The sequence below is a fragment of the Porphyromonas levii genome, assembly GCF_018206105.1.
Taxonomy (GTDB): Bacteria; Bacteroidota; Bacteroidia; order Bacteroidales; family Porphyromonadaceae; genus Porphyromonas_A; species Porphyromonas_A levii.
In genome coordinates this window covers 15,228-29,907 of the sequence record NZ_JADRGN010000014.1, presented here as the reverse complement: position 1 = coordinate 29,907, position 14,680 = coordinate 15,228, and the positions used below count along the sequence as shown (strand labels likewise).

Here is a 14,680-nt window from a genome sequence, read left to right as displayed (position 1 = left end):
TTTCTATGAAAAGGATTATAACGATTGCTCTTGTAGCTCTATGCGTTACCCTTTCGGCAGTAGCACAGAAGCGCGAAACCTTTGCCGACAGGATTACCTTCGGTGGCTATGGTATGATGAGCGCAGACTTAGCGATGCCTGAAAAGGGCAATACTACGAGCTCATTCTTTATCCCTAGGCTAGAGCTCCTTGGTATGGCAGACATTACGGACAAGTGGAAGGTCGCTGTAACCCTCCAGTTTAATGGACATGTGATGCTCAAGGATATGTATATGCAATACACCTTTATGCCTGAGTTGAAGGTAAAGATGGGACAGTTCAAGACCCCATTCGCTCACGAGAATCAGGTAGCGCCATTCCTCAATCCGACTGCCGCAGGAGGTTCTAATCCTACTGTATACTTTGCTGGTATCGGAATGGATCCTCTGTATTCTGGCACATCGGGACGTGATATAGGTATTGATCTATCTGGTGATCTATGGGATAGGGTGGTTTCCTATCGCCTGATGATGCTCAATGGTAGAGGGATGAATACCAGAGATATAAAGCTCGGCAAGACCTTTGCTGGCTCAATCTATGTGCGTCCGTTCCAAGGCATAGCGCTACACACTTCGTACATGGGAGGTAAGCAGATAGCTATGGGGGCTGCTAAGGGAATAGATGCGGGCAGCCTCTTTACCCGCCATAGGGTAAGTGCTGGTATGACTGCCGACTATGAGCCTATCAGTGTAATGGCTGAATATATGTATGGTAAGGACAATAGCGTAGCGGGTATGGGTGCGTACCTCACGGCTACTGTGCACCTGCCTAAGCGGTACGACGTTGTACTCAGTGGCGATTACCTGAAGACAGACATGAGCCTTAAGGATGCAGCCCTCTATAGTGCTACACTAGGTGTCAATAAGTGGTTCTATGGCAATTGCCGTGCTCAGCTTTTCTATACTTATACGCTACCTACTGAGGGTATGCACTTGGGGCAGAAGGGGCATCTACTCCGCGCACAGTTACAGTTCGCATTTTGATTCCACGCACTGTATCTTACAGAATTGCCCCCGACTTGTCTGGAGTACAAGCCGGGGGCAATTCCCTTAGATGAGCAGACTTTTTCACCTTGGTCCGCGACCGCCGTTAAAGCCAAAACCTCTGCCACGTCTCTGACTCCCGTCCATAGATACGCCACCACCCATATTATTGAAACGGTAGGTGAAGGAGAGCATTACATAAGACGTGATGCCATTGAACTCCCTATCCACAATACTATTAGCCGAGATACGGCGCTGGAAATTGGTGCGCTGTTGCAATAGGTCGTATACTGATAGTTCAATCATCGCATTCTTCTCTTTCAAGAAAGACCAGCTAGCCGAGATATCCCATAGGCAGAAGTTACGCTTGATACCATCGTCATACCCCTTGGCATCCTGGTAGGTGAGCTTGGTATTGAGGGAGATGTTACCTGGGATAGAGATAATTGCTTCTCCGAAGGTGTTATAATCCCAAGTGCGCCTATCGAGCTGTGTGGAGAAGCTATTTGTTACATCCTGAACGGATAGGAAGCCTCCCACTGAGGCTTGAAGCCAAGAGCCATTCCAAGAGATGCGCTGGGAGAGGTTGGGGTACCATACATTGGCGGTATTGAGCTCGCCATTGACGAACCCCTTGTCTTTGGTGTACATTATATGCCCAAAGGTGAAGCTCGTCCACTTGGAGCGAGGACCGCCTATAGGGGTATTGATCATAAAGCCGGCGCGGAGCATTTGATTGCCATCGATATTCTCGTAGGTGGTGCTGCGCATACCTGTAGCTGGGTCGATGGTTTGCTTGGAGGCAACACCATTCTGAGTGTAGCTCCATTGCCCATTGAGGCTAAAGCTCTGGCGAGCTAAGCGCCTATTGAAGTTGGTACTTACCCATACGCTGTGGGAGAAAGAGGGCAGTAGGTCGGGGTTACCCTTAATCTGTGCCAATGGGGAGAGAATGATGGTAGCGGGGTTGAGCTGCTCCATACTTGGTTGGCTAGTACGACCATTGTAAAATAGGTTGAACACCAACGAGTCGGAAGGGCGTATATCCATGATCAGACTAGGGGAGAAGTTCCATACCGTCCTATCCTTATCGAACGTCACCTCTCTCCCCTGAGTGGCTATGGTATGTGTATAGGTAGGATTGGCTCCGAATCCTGCCGAGATACTGCTCTTCCCGAAGCTATACCTGAGCCTCGCCTGTAAGCGATGCGAGAGAGAGGTGTTCTGAGAACCACGGGAGTAGTCGGTATCGAGGAGCGTATAGGCACCACTGGTATCCTTGTTGTAGGTGGATTGGTCGCTTGCCCGCTTATTATAGTCCAAATGATAGCCTAGCTGGACAGCCCAGCGCTCACTGAAGGGCTCTAGATACATGATACGAGAGCCCATGCGTAGGCTATTGTTCCACTTGTTGTTGTACTGATCCCTTATCTGATCTCCCCTCCCATTATAGAAATGAGTAGTGGAGCGGTTGTATCCATCCCCGCTATTATTGGAGTAGTTTGTAAAGAGCTGTGTGTATATATTACGTCCTGGCTCATTGAAAGTGTGACTAAAGTGGAGACGTCCACCCAGTTCATAGCCATGGTTTTGAGTAGAGTTATCGGAAGTACCTTCGTTAATCTTATCTCCGCCGTTATTGACTGTGGTAAAGCTTGAATTGTCATTGCCCCTTCCCCAGTTGTACTCTGCCGATGGCTCGAAGATTAACATGGTATTTTTAGAAGGGTTCCATTCTATTCGGCTATTGGCACCTGCCGTTTGGTTGCGATTGAAGCTATAGTTCTGTTCGTTCTCTATATTGCTCTGCTCACCACCTAGAAGCTGCTCCGTACGCACCCTTCCGCTATTGATATTATCCCTACTGTCCAGAGACGCCTCGGCAGTTATCTTGAGGGTTTTATTGAGCAAGACATCGTCATAATTGGCACCGATACGTCGGGTGACACGGTCGCCCCTGCCTCTCCGTACGCCATCGGTGTTATTTAGTTCCCCGATTACGGTATATCGGGCATCCTTATTGAAGATATTCATCATCAGATTGCCCCGATAGCGATCCTTAGTACCATAGCCAGCGGTAGCGTTGGCTATGACTCCCTTCTTCTTATCTTCCTTAATCTGGAGGTTAAGTACCTTAACCTTCTCCCCATCGTTCATACCGGTAAGACGGGTCTCCTCCGATTTCTTATCCACGACCTGCACATTCTTAATCATATCGGAGGGAAGATTACGTGTAGCCATCTGGGGGTCGTTACTGAAGAAGTCCCGCCCATCCATTTCTATGCGCTCAATGGACTCTCCATTGTAACTTACCTTACCTTCTTCGTCCACCTCCATGCCTGGGATGCGGCGAAGAAGTTCCTCTAGATTGGCACCCTTGCGGGTCTTAAAGGCACTGGCATTAAACTGGATGGTGTCTTGCTTTACGGTAATAGGGTTGGCCTGAGCCGTCACCTGTACTTCGGCTAATCGGGTAACTGCCTCATCCAGTTCTATCTGGGGTACCGTCAAATTCGCTCCGTGTACTGTGAAATTACGGTAGACGGGCTGCATGCCCATAAAACTTACGTGGAGGATATACTTACCATCCTTGATTCCCGTGATATTAAATCTTCCTGAAGTGCCCGTCGAAGCGCCCTTCACAAAAGTAGAGTCGGACACAGCTAGCACCCGTACCGCAGCCCCTATCACAGTCTCTCCTGTCTTCTTCTCTAAGACCTTTCCACTAATTGAATGCGTGGTCTGTGCGGCTGCCCCTATACTTACGAGCAAGCTCGCTACCACCAATAACCATTGCCTCATCAGTTAATACTAATTTGATTTTCAAATACGTTTCAACAATAAGACAAAGAACAGGTCTATTCGTTTAATCTTAGGTGTTATGTATCAGGACTACAGACCTAGGAAGTAGTCCGCCTCATCCTCGTTAGCCTCTTCTCCTGCGAGATGAACGATAGCTGTAGTTGCCCCAAAGGTAAGCACATCACCACTAGCAAGACGTCGACGCTCCCCTTTGCCTATCTCTCCACCATTTACGAAAGTGCCCGTCATACTATCGTTGTCCATCACCTCTAACTTCCCCTTCTTATTCAGCATAAAATAGGCATGCTGGCGGTCAATACTAGGGTCGGCAGTCAGCACTTGTAGCTGTGCCGTACTCTTGGGGTTGAAACGCCCAAATAGGCTTTTACCCTCAGGTATTCTCAGGTTCTGAGGCTTGGTAAACTCTGTCTCAATAATCTCTAGATAGGTTGTTTCCTTATCGAACTGTGCTCCCTCAATGCTTACCGACTTCACCCCGCGTTCACGATGCTGGAGCGCTTCGGCAGCTGTTTGGTACACCACCACAGGCTGCTTGCATTCATCGCAAATTATCCTCAGGCTACCCGCACTATCCTTCGGCATAGACCCCACTAGCGTTGCCCCGCAATAAGGGCAAGATACTTCATATTTCATAGAATAATCACCTAATTAAATCCAGTTGTCAAAACGACTATTATTAAAGTAGCTGTAGTACCCATGATCAGTAAAGATCAGATGGTCTAGCAGTGTAATCCCAATCAATCGACACGCCTTATATAGGCGCTCTGTAAGCTGGTCATCGTCCCTGCTAGGCTCCAATCCACCCCCAGGGTGATTGTGCACTAAAGCTATCGCAGGCTGTCCCATACGGAGTGCGGTACGCAAGATCACCCTCAGGTCGGCGGTAGAAGAAGTGATACCACCTACCGCTATACGTACTTTGGACTTGGTTACCCCCTGCTGGTTTAGGAATATCAGCCAAAGCTCCTCGTGAGGAAGGTCGCAAAGTTCAGGGAAGATATAATTATAAATCTTATCACTATTGTTCAGTTGTTGCCCCTCGCTCTCTACCATCTGCTTGTCTGCTTTCATGCGATAGCCTATTTCGAGGCACGAGAGAATATTAGCCATCTTCGCAGGACCTAATCCCTTTACCCCTACCTCTAGACCACTAGTCAGCATACAATAGAGGGTGTAGAAGTTGTAATTCGCTTGCTCCAGTAGTTGGTGAGCCATATCCAGAGCATTCACTCCTACTCGCCCCGTGCCTATCTGTATCGCTAGGAGCTCTGTCTTGGTGAGTGAACGAGCACCATTTGTCAAGAGCTTCTCTCTCGGACGCTCGGACTCCTGAATATCAGTCATACGGACGCTATCCAGTGGATAGCTCTTCTCCTCCGCCATAGCTTAGTCTATATAATGATCTCCTAGACCTCGTATCTCTGGGATTACCTGGCGGAGCTTGCTCTCCTCGCCCCTTCTGCACACAAGTAAGACATCTCCTTTCTCTATCACGAGGAGATCCCGAATACCCTGTAGCACCACTAGTTTATCTGGCGTATCTGTTACCACAAGATTGCCTTGGCTGTCATTGTAAATATGCTTATGCTCGCCTACTGAGGCATTGGCATTGGCATCCTTCTCCGTGAGCCTATAGGTCGAAGACCAAGTGCCCACATCAGTCCAACCCATGTCTGCCGTAATCATCATCACCCGTTGCGACTTCTCCATCACAGCATAGTCGAAAGAGATATTAGGACAATATGGGAAGGTCTCCTGAACAAAGTGGTACTCCTCGGGTGTTCCCCACACCTCAGGCTTAGCATAGAGCCGCTCAGCTATCTCCTTGGCATGCGCCTTCACCTCCTCTATGATTACCCTCGTCTTGGCTACAAAGATACCTGCATTCCAGTAAAACTCTCCGCTCTCCACTAGCACCCTAGCCATCTCGGCGTTTGGCTTCTCTATAAAGGTCTTTACCGGCTGGCAGCACCCCTCCTGCAGTCCTCGCTCCGTAGTCTCCTCGGTCTCAGCTTGGATATAGCCATAACCTACCTCGGGATACGTGGGCTTGATACCTATCGTCACAATCATATCATGCTGTAGCGCATCCCCCCATGCCTGCTGTACCCGCTCGCAAAATACCATCTCGTCTGTCACTAAATGGTCTGAAGGCGTAATGGCTACTACTGCATCGGGGTTGAGCGCATGGATATGCCTCACTACACTTGCTATTGCACATGCTGTATTACGGGGATTCGGTTCGCAGAGAATATTCTCCTCTGGAAGATAGGGCAATTGCTCTCGAACAATATCTCTATAACTCTCGTTAGTAGATACCATGATACGCTCTACGGGCAATAGCTTCTCAAATCTCCGAGCAGTGGTCTGTAATAGACTTCTTCCTGAATTGAAAAAATCTAGAAACTGCTTTGGATAGCTCTTCCTGCTGTAGGGCCAAAACCTACGCCCTACACCGCCTGCCAATATTACGCAATAGAGATTATCTGCCTGAGCCATACTCATCATATTCTATAGGTCAATTTGGATACCAATGGGGCTTATACCTCCCTTGCCCGCTCCCACAAAGATACCATTTATCACCAATAATCCCTACATTTGCACTATACATTTAATCACATACATAATAAGTACTATATGATACCATATTTCGAAGAAGCAGACATTGCCGTTACCATTTGTGATAAGGAGGGTAAGATTATTGAGATGAATGGGCAGTCGAGGGAAGTCAACCTCAAGCCTGGGCAATCGCTCATCGGTGCCAATGTGCTCGATTGCCACCCCGAACCAGCCCGCTCCCTACTACAGCACCTTATGGAGGCGGAAGAGAAACACGTGTATACCATCACTAAGGGTGAGCGTAGAAAGCTGATCTACCAAATACCTTGGTACCAAGATGGCGCCTATGCAGGCTTTATTGAGCTCTCCATGGTTATCCCACAAGAGATGCCTCACTACGTACGCCAGCCTAAGAAGTAATCCTCTACTAACCTTATGACACATTAATACGACCAATGGAGTTTAAGGAAAATGCTCCGTGGTCGGAGTTGAAGAAGGGTTGTTCGCTCCTCTATGGGCGTGTTAGTACGTATGATGTAGTCATTGCTATTCAATAGGTTGTTACACTCCACCACGAACTTGAGCTTCTTGCTCGCCTTCCAATCTAGTGACAAACTCATAAGGTGAAAGTCGGGAAGCGTCCTATTGAGCTCCTGAGAGAAGTGAGTCCATTCATAGTTCCAAGCTAAGCTCATCTGCTTGGACAAAGAGAATAGAGCCGATATGTCGCCTCTGATTTTTGTACTTTTATTCCAGCCATTCCTCTCTCCTCGCTTTGCCTGTCCGTAGTTGTAAGATAGTTTCCCCGAAAGAGAAAGCCATTCAATCTGGGTGTATACGAGTTCAAGCTGCGCCATGTAATTATGGTAGTAGCCTTGAGTCACGTTCTTATTAAGTGAGGAAGGTATGGATGCAAGATTGATAGAGCCATCGAAAATGATATTAACGCCGTAGTCGCTAAATGATTTATCGAGCTTAATCTCGCTAGTTACACTCTGAGAGTGCCCTTTGTATAGCGAGGAGGAGATAATAGTAGCAGCATCGGAAGAGAGTGATATGTCGCGCACTATAGGGCTCCAGGTATTCGTATATCTTAGGTTGAGCGTGGCAAATACATAATTGATGATGTCACTGTAGGATAGCTTCGCATAAGTGTTCCATTGTCTCGTCCGGTAACTCTTTAAGTAGTCTATGGACTGCACTCTGTGGCTCAGACTATAAGCCATAGGGAAGTAACTGCTGCCCAAAGGTAGATGGTTTCTATATGAACTACTGAGGAGGTATTCCCAGCCATTTCTCCCCTTATAGCTCATGCGGAGACTAGGCGAGAGCGCCCACAGATGAGTCGCCACTTCAGAGATGTTCTGTAGTGTATGTTGGAGGTCTACTCCTACACTCAGATGACCACGCTTCCTATCGAACAGAAGGGACACTCTTGGCGAGACCTCTAGTTCATTGTGTAATACTCTAGTCTCTAGTCTCTCTACTTGGTAGCGGCGATAATAGAAATGGTCGTCTACAGACAAATCTAGTCGGGCAGATATAGGCAATGTAAAATCTGCGCTAAACCCATGAGATGCTTGCCACTCACTTTGGAAAAGAGGGTGGTCAAGCTTATCTATGCCCAGATGATCTGTCGTCTCTCCATAGAGTACTTTGCTGTAAAAATTGCCGAGATGTGACCTCTCTCTACTGATAGGGAAAGTTGTATTGAGGTTGTTTTGCACCCACCAATACCTACTCTCTGGAGTGTATCTTAGTTCTCTCCTATCCCCAACCACATGTCTAAACCCTTTATTCCTACCGATATCTGACATGAGCTTATTGCTCAAGTGTATTTGTTTGCTATTAAGTTCGTAAACAATGATCGGCTTAAATCCCACCTGATTGGTCTGGTTCTTGCTCCTCTCCTCCAATCTTACGTCAAGCTCCTTGTAGTACTCTCTCTGCTGCTCTTCTGCCCCTATCCAGTCGTTGTTCCCTTTTACATTGATTCTCAACTGTGCGTCTTCGGAAAAGCTCAAAAGACCATTGGCAGAGGCTTGCCAACTCTTATTGCTGGCATAGTACTTAGTCCCAATGGGCTTTCCTCCTATGCCCGTGGATGACAGCTTGCCTTTTTGAGGTATCAGGCTATTGAGTTCGGAGACATTGAGACTTAGAGAGGCATCGGCATTTTCGGCATTGTAATTGTCCACCGAACCAAAAATATAGTACTGCAATGGTGATTTACTTATTTTCGTAGCATTCGCCTTGGCTTCGTAGAGGGTTGGTTTATATCCCATTCCCCCTTCAAGGTAGCCAAATGGTCGCACCTTATAGGAGTCCTTGAGGATGATATTCATAGAGCTACGCTCTTCTGGTACTATGCCTTGTAGTATCTTTACATCTTGATGATGCTCTAATACCTCTACCTTGGAGACCACATCCGCCGATAAGTTATTGGTAGCTTGGGCATATTGGCTTCCGAGCAAGTCTTTGCCTTCAATATAAAACCTCTTGATAGGTTCTCCTTGATAGTAAACAATACCGCTCTCATTGATGCGCACTCCAGGAAGTTTCTCTAGTAGATCACGCAAGTAAGTGTCTTGAGTGGAGATAAAGGAACTTGCATTGTAGACAATCGTGTCGCTTTTTCGCTCTATTGCAGGAATGCGAAAGACAAATTCAGGCAGTAGTTCGGTCTTTTCCTCTAAGGTTATCCGGAGTATGCCTTTGTGTATATCCGATAGAGCTACCTCTCTTTCTTTGTAGCCCATCTTTCGGATTCTGATTGTGTGCACTTGTGGTAAGAGCATAAGGTCGGCTATACCAGAGGTATTGGTCAGGTGATAGCCCAATTGTTTCCCATTGTTATCATAGCTTGTTACGATAGCCGATGCTATGGGCGCATTAGTTACTGCTTCTGATACGATAACTTGCAGTTTCACGCTTTGCGCTGAAGCAACAATCGGTACCAGACAGAGGAGTAATTGAATGAATCGTAGCACGAAAAATTAATTTTACTCTAGCTCAATAGGATTGTGTGGTAATGTCTTGACCTTCGCAGGTTTGCCATCCACGGTCTTTACCCTTTGAGACATCGTTTTACTTGGATTGTTCCTATAATTTTCTAGAGCCTTCATGGCGTTGACTCTTGAGGTCTTGATGAGTCTATTATTCTCATAATTCATCCCTATCTCATCGCCTAAGTCCCCCTGTTCTATCTTTACCAAAGTGAATTGATAATCCATATCGATATCATAAATCTCCACGATCAGCCCTGGTAGTCCGCCAAACTTATAGGGTCCGTAAGGCAGGGCAACCTCAGTGCTGTACCAAGCCTCATAATCTCTGCCCCTAAAACTCATCTTGGCTTTCTGACACTTCAAGCCTGAAATAGTCTTGGTCTCATCTAGGAGTTGCCAGTCAAAGTTGGGAATAGCTTCCTCATAATAGTACTTATTAAAGGGTACAGAATTGAGTGCATATACTATTTTGCTCTTGTCTAGTAGAATAATGACCTTATCCTTATACTTAACCTTAAGCGGCATAGCAGCTTCCATGAATTCTCCAACTGTTTTGCCTTGCTTCACATAGGCACTCATTAATGAGTCCTCTCTGAGACTATTGTAGTCCTCATACATAAGAGCCTTATCTCCTACCAGCAAGGTGGTGAGCACCTCTTTTTTGACATCTTTAGCATTATGGTCAGGTCTATAGAATAGCTGATAAAAGACCCGCAAGTGGCTCTTGTCATGAATGGTTATGGGTGTTGACTCTAGTTTCTTCCTCGTTAGCCAGGGGGCATCGATATTTTGTGCAGAAGCAGTCCCACAAGACAGGAATAAGGCGACGAGTAATATTAGATAACTTCTATTGTTAATCATATTTATGTATGGAGATTAAAGCTACTATAAATGTCCCATCGAATCTTTTATCTTTGAAACAATCAAATACGATGGGGCTAATTACTTTACAAGCAGAGTCTGTGACTCAGCTATACATCACAAGCGCAATAAGATTACGGTCTAGGTTACTGCACTTTGTCTTCCCCACAAAGGAACTCTTCTATTGCTTTGACATCTTCAAGAACTTGATCTATTTCAGTCCCTTTTTCGATAAATAGCTAAGTCTCCTCTCCACATGATGTCTCTACTTTAATGACGTTGTTTTCTGTCGAGGGTGTCCCACCTGAATTCAACGCAAACAATAATGATGTTGCTCCTAGTAATAGTAGTCGTTTTATACTTTTTGTTATAAATGGGTTAATAAAAAATGAAGCGCCTGAATCAGTACTCAGAACTTCTTCGCAAATGTAACAAAAATTATAGATATGCAAGGGCTCTGCAATAAAAAATATTTCGCAGTGACCTAAGTATGACTACCTCAAAAGCCAATGCTCCTATGTAGCATCTTCAGTATTTGCATTCGTTTTCCTCTTTCACTAAATAAATCTGTGTAGAATTGAGTCTTATCCTCTTTTGAGGAAGTGCTAAAAGTTCTCTGCGGAACTTCTGTAGGAAGACTTATGGAAGTATATAAAAAGATCAAAATATAAGGGGCTATATACAAGACTCTAATGCTCTAAATAGTGTTCACATTTTGGACATACTAGTATTTCTTAGCTAGGCCTTAAGATCTATTGGGTGCACGTTGGTACTGAGCTCTTTGTGGTATTACGGATGATTATCTTGCTAAGACATCTCTGTACTCCTCTTTATGATCGAACTCTCTCTTCGCAAAAGGGCAAAGAGGAATTATCTTTATCCCTTGGGCTCTAGCTTCTTGGACGATCTTTTCGACTAATCTTGTAGCTATCTCCTGACCTCCATATTCTTCCTCTACCAACGTGTGGTCGATAATCCAGAGGTTCTGTGATGCTGAAAGGTACTCTCACCAACGAATTTGCCTTCGTCATAGGCTGTGGCTCTTTTGTTGTCGCTCTCAAATACAATCTCTACCATAATCGGTCTTACTCGTTATTCTTCTTATACTTTAATGCCCCTGAAGGACAGGAGTCAATTACTCTCATTAGGTTTTCAGAACTATCCTTAGATAAGTCAATCCAAGGGCGGGCTTTTACGTTAAACGCGGCTGACCCCGCTACACACTTGCCCGCATGCTGGCATATCTCCGCATCCCAGTACACAGTTATCTCATCGTTTTTGTACTCTTTTACTTTTCCCATATTATCTCTCTTTTTTTGTATTAGAAATCTGGCACTTAGCGCTCATGCAGCATTAAGCACCTACGACTCACACAAATATAACGCTTTTTGATACTAACAAAAATCCTACTATGACTACACTATTGTCCCATAGAGGGTTCCTTTATTCTATAACACTCGATGCCAAGAAAGAGTTTTTGCTAAACACGAAAAGGTCGTGGGATGTGGAAACCATCCCTTACACAGGTTATCGCATCGCTCGACCTGTGTATATTTTTTGAGCTATACGCCCAAAATTATTCCCCGTTAATCCTATATGATCATTGAATACGTTTCCTATTGTTTGTGCCTCTGGCGAGCGCACAACGGAGGTAGCCATAGTAGCCAAATTTATTCCTAGGAACAAATAAAACTTTTCCTAGAGATAAATATTTTTATTTGTACAGAAAAATAAATTTATTCCTAGAAATAAATTTCTCTAGTTGCGCGAGCCGCTGTGGGTGCTCTCCTGAGTACAATTTGGAGATGTATGGTCAGAGATTTCCTGAATAGGAGGTAGGGACTATCTGTGGTTGAGGTGGGCGAGCGCAGAGAGGAGGTTGTCCGTGATAGGGAGTTGGTAGGCTTGGCAGAAGTGGTGGAGGTATTGGCGGTAAACGGTGGCAAACTGTTTTTCGTTGAGGATACCCCAATCGTATTGGTCGCGGAGGTGGAGCAAGGGGGCACAGTAGGCGAGTATCTGTGGGTCTTTAAGTATTTGCTCTACCTGGAGGTGGCCTGGAAGGTCTCCATAAAGGCGTTGGGATTCAGAAGAGAGGCTTGCCAAGGTGATACCATGGCGGAAACCTTGCCAGAGTAAACTAGCTTGTCGGGAGGGGGTCATACCATTATCGTGGTGCCCTAGAGCTTGCTTTACGGCTTGTTTTACCAATTGCCCGATGGTAGAACCCAGCCGAGAATGGTGCCCTGCATCGTACAGGGTGTCGGAGGCATCGGGGCGTGTCACCACCATAATCGTATCGGTGCCCGAGCCAGTAGCAATACCGCTGGAATACAGGCTGCCTGCTTGTAGCTCTTGGAGTGCTGCACTCTTGGCCTCTGTGGCGGTAATAATAGCTTGGACAGCGGTGCCTGCTGGTAGGTGGGCATCGATGAAAAGCATGATATTGATGGTGCCAGATGGCGGTAGATTCTCTCCTGTAAACTCGTCGTATGAGGGAGGGTCGCCAGCACGTCCGCCATTATGGTCTACTCCTGCTGTGACGATGGTGCTGAGGTGGATATTCTCAAAGGAGCTAGTGCATAGTGCCGCATCTTCGAGGAGTGCAGCTGTCCCCATGCCAGCTGTTGTCTCCACTGGTAGCCCCAGCTCTTGAGTAAGGCGAGCGTAGTGGCTTTGGAGGTTTGGGCTCTCCATTTTGCATACCACCTTATTCTGTACAAGAGGAGAGTGGGCATAGGTGTAATTGTAGAGGTGGGTGAGGTCTTTCCGGCTACCGCCATTGTGGGCAGCGCTACTAACCACATCGCGTAGCCCAGCCAAGTGTACGATAATTGCCTGGTGGGTAATGGAGATGGTATCTCCTGTGGCCGACCTCATAAGATGTAGGGAATGAAGATAGCTAACCCTATAATAGCCGATCCTATGGCCGCTATCAAGACAGCTCCAGCAGCGAGGTCTTTAGCATCGCGAATGAGAGGGGCGTAGTTGGTAGTGACTTGGTCGGCAAGGGCTTCGAGTGCACTATTGATGGCTTCGAGTGAGAGCACAAGTAGAATACAGATGACGAGTACGCACCACTCCATGCGAGAGACTCCGAAGTAGAGACCAGCCCCTATAACCGCGATGGTGGCAATGAGGTGGATACGGGCGTTGGGAGTATGCAAAAAGAGTTCCCGCACGCCTCTAAAGGCGCAGCGGAAACTCTTCCTTAGTCGTTTAAGCACACCCTGCTCCCTAAAAGGGGAACCATGAGTCTTGTCGGAGCCATCCTTAGGAGGTTGGGGGGCTGATTTGGGATTCATTAGAGCCACTCCTGCATAAATGCGTCCATCTCTTCCCTCTTTTCCTCAAGGCGGAGGAGAAATTCATACTGAGCAATACTGCGAATCAGATTATGCTTTGGCATGTGGGTCTTGTAGTAGGTATCACCATTGAGATAGTCGGTGAGGAAACGGACGGTCTGCATATAAGTGAGTAGACGCCCACCATAGGGGAGGAGTGATATCTCTAGTGGGGTAAGGAACTTCTGCGCCTCCTCCATATACCCACGGGTATATGCTTGGAAAATCTCCATATTGACCTGTATGTTCTGGAGGTCTTGGTCGTCCTCCGCACCAGTATTGACGGCTGTGCGGATAAAGTCACCAATATCGGAGAGCACAAATCCAGGCATCACGGTGTCGAGGTCTATCACGCATAGAACTTTGTCGGTCTGCTCGTCGAATAGGATGTTATTGACTTTGGTATCACAGTGATTGGTACGCTTCTGGAGCTTTCCCTCGGCATAAAGACGATCTTGGATGGTCATCTGCTCGGCACGCTTTAGGAGTTGATTCACTAGCTCTTGGACTTCCGAAAGTCTGCCAGCCTTATTCTCAGCTACTGCATCACGTAACTGCTGGAGGCGGAACGTCATGTTGTGAAAGTCGGGGATGGTCTCGCCGAGTTTGCCTTCTGGGATGTCGGAAAGCATGGTATGGAAGTCGCCAAACGCCTTTCCCGCTTCGTAGGCTAGCTGTGGTGTGACCGCGTCGTAGCTCTTACTGCCCTCGATGAAAAGGCAAAGTCGCCAAACAGAACCGTCTTGGCGAACGTAGGTATGACCATCTGTGGTCTTGAAGAAGGTGAGGACATGGCGGTCGATATCGCTTTGCCCTTTCTGCTCTAGCTTGCGACGGATATGGGCAGTCACCTCAAAGATGTTGGACTGTAGGGTGTCTACATCTTGGAAGATGCTGTCATTGACTCTCTGAAGAACGTACTTAAGCTGTGGTCCTTGAGGGGTCTGGACAGTGACACCAAAGGTGTCATTGATGTGACCATTGCCAATAGGCTGGAGTTCGAGGACCTCCTCTGCGATTGGGAACTGGGAGAGTGCACTTAATTGGGTTTGATACTGCATAA

Annotated in this window: 12 protein-coding genes and 1 pseudogene; 2 read left to right on the top strand and 11 right to left on the bottom strand. The window is 46.7% G+C overall.

Annotation, left to right across the window (positions count from 1 at the left end):
* Window positions 1–5 precede the first annotated feature (5 nt).
* A complete protein-coding gene (locus IX315_RS04540; protein WP_211830245.1) occupies window positions 6–1,022 on the top strand; it encodes a porin family protein in 1,017 nt (338 codons plus the stop codon).
* 84 nt (window positions 1,023–1,106) lie between these two features.
* Here IX315_RS04540 and IX315_RS04535 read toward each other — a convergent pair whose 3' ends face one another.
* From IX315_RS04535 to IX315_RS04520, 4 genes are all read right to left on the bottom strand, one after another.
* Entirely contained in the window at window positions 1,107–3,824 is a 2,718-nt protein-coding gene (locus IX315_RS04535) for a TonB-dependent receptor (RefSeq protein WP_211638809.1), read from the bottom strand.
* A 90-nt stretch (window positions 3,825–3,914) separates the two neighbouring features.
* Window positions 3,915–4,478, bottom strand: coding sequence for an FHA domain-containing protein (locus IX315_RS04530; protein WP_026215637.1), 564 nt, complete (start codon window positions 4,476–4,478; stop codon window positions 3,915–3,917).
* 15 nt (window positions 4,479–4,493) lie between these two features.
* The gene (locus IX315_RS04525) at window positions 4,494–5,228 is read right to left on the bottom strand and encodes a JAB domain-containing protein (protein ID WP_018358237.1); all 735 of its coding nucleotides are present in this window, start codon (window positions 5,226–5,228) and stop codon (window positions 4,494–4,496) included.
* A gap of 3 nt (window positions 5,229–5,231) precedes the next feature.
* Entirely contained in the window at window positions 5,232–6,353 is a 1,122-nt protein-coding gene (locus tag IX315_RS04520) for a mannose-1-phosphate guanylyltransferase (RefSeq protein ID WP_018358236.1), read from the bottom strand.
* A 129-nt stretch (window positions 6,354–6,482) separates the two neighbouring features.
* Here IX315_RS04520 and IX315_RS04515 point away from each other — a divergent pair, with 129 nt between their 5' ends.
* The gene (locus IX315_RS04515; RefSeq protein WP_134848847.1) at window positions 6,483–6,824 is read left to right on the top strand and encodes a PAS domain-containing protein; all 342 of its coding nucleotides are present in this window, start codon (window positions 6,483–6,485) and stop codon (window positions 6,822–6,824) included.
* A 23-nt stretch (window positions 6,825–6,847) separates the two neighbouring features.
* Here the strand turns inward: IX315_RS04515 and IX315_RS04510 are convergent, their stop codons facing one another.
* From IX315_RS04510 to IX315_RS04480, 7 genes and pseudogenes are all read right to left on the bottom strand, one after another.
* Window positions 6,848–9,334 (bottom strand): TonB-dependent receptor, encoded by a 2,487-nt coding sequence (locus tag IX315_RS04510; RefSeq protein ID WP_211639384.1) that lies wholly within the window; start codon window positions 9,332–9,334, stop codon window positions 6,848–6,850.
* Window positions 9,335–9,406: 72 nt separating this feature from the next.
* Entirely contained in the window at window positions 9,407–10,273 is an 867-nt protein-coding gene (locus IX315_RS04505) for a GLPGLI family protein (RefSeq protein ID WP_018358233.1), read from the bottom strand.
* Between the two features lie 799 nt (window positions 10,274–11,072).
* Window positions 11,073–11,264, bottom strand: a pseudogene (locus IX315_RS09865) (GNAT family N-acetyltransferase); the annotation flags it as partial.
* A 94-nt stretch (window positions 11,265–11,358) separates the two neighbouring features.
* On the bottom strand, window positions 11,359–11,574 hold the full coding sequence (locus IX315_RS04495) for a (4Fe-4S)-binding protein (protein WP_018358230.1): 216 nt from the start codon (window positions 11,572–11,574) through the stop codon (window positions 11,359–11,361).
* A 541-nt stretch (window positions 11,575–12,115) separates the two neighbouring features.
* Window positions 12,116–13,153, bottom strand: coding sequence for an adenosylcobinamide amidohydrolase (locus tag IX315_RS04490; protein ID WP_211635103.1), 1,038 nt, complete (start codon window positions 13,151–13,153; stop codon window positions 12,116–12,118).
* On the bottom strand, window positions 13,150–13,578 hold the full coding sequence (locus IX315_RS04485; RefSeq protein WP_134848845.1) for a diacylglycerol kinase family protein: 429 nt from the start codon (window positions 13,576–13,578) through the stop codon (window positions 13,150–13,152). Before IX315_RS04485 ends, IX315_RS04490 begins: the two co-directional genes overlap by 4 nt.
* The gene (locus IX315_RS04480) at window positions 13,578–14,678 is read right to left on the bottom strand and encodes a phosphotransferase enzyme family protein (RefSeq protein WP_134848844.1); all 1,101 of its coding nucleotides are present in this window, start codon (window positions 14,676–14,678) and stop codon (window positions 13,578–13,580) included. The genes IX315_RS04485 and IX315_RS04480 overlap by 1 nt, the downstream gene beginning before the upstream one ends.
* Window positions 14,679–14,680: the final 2 nt, after the last annotated feature.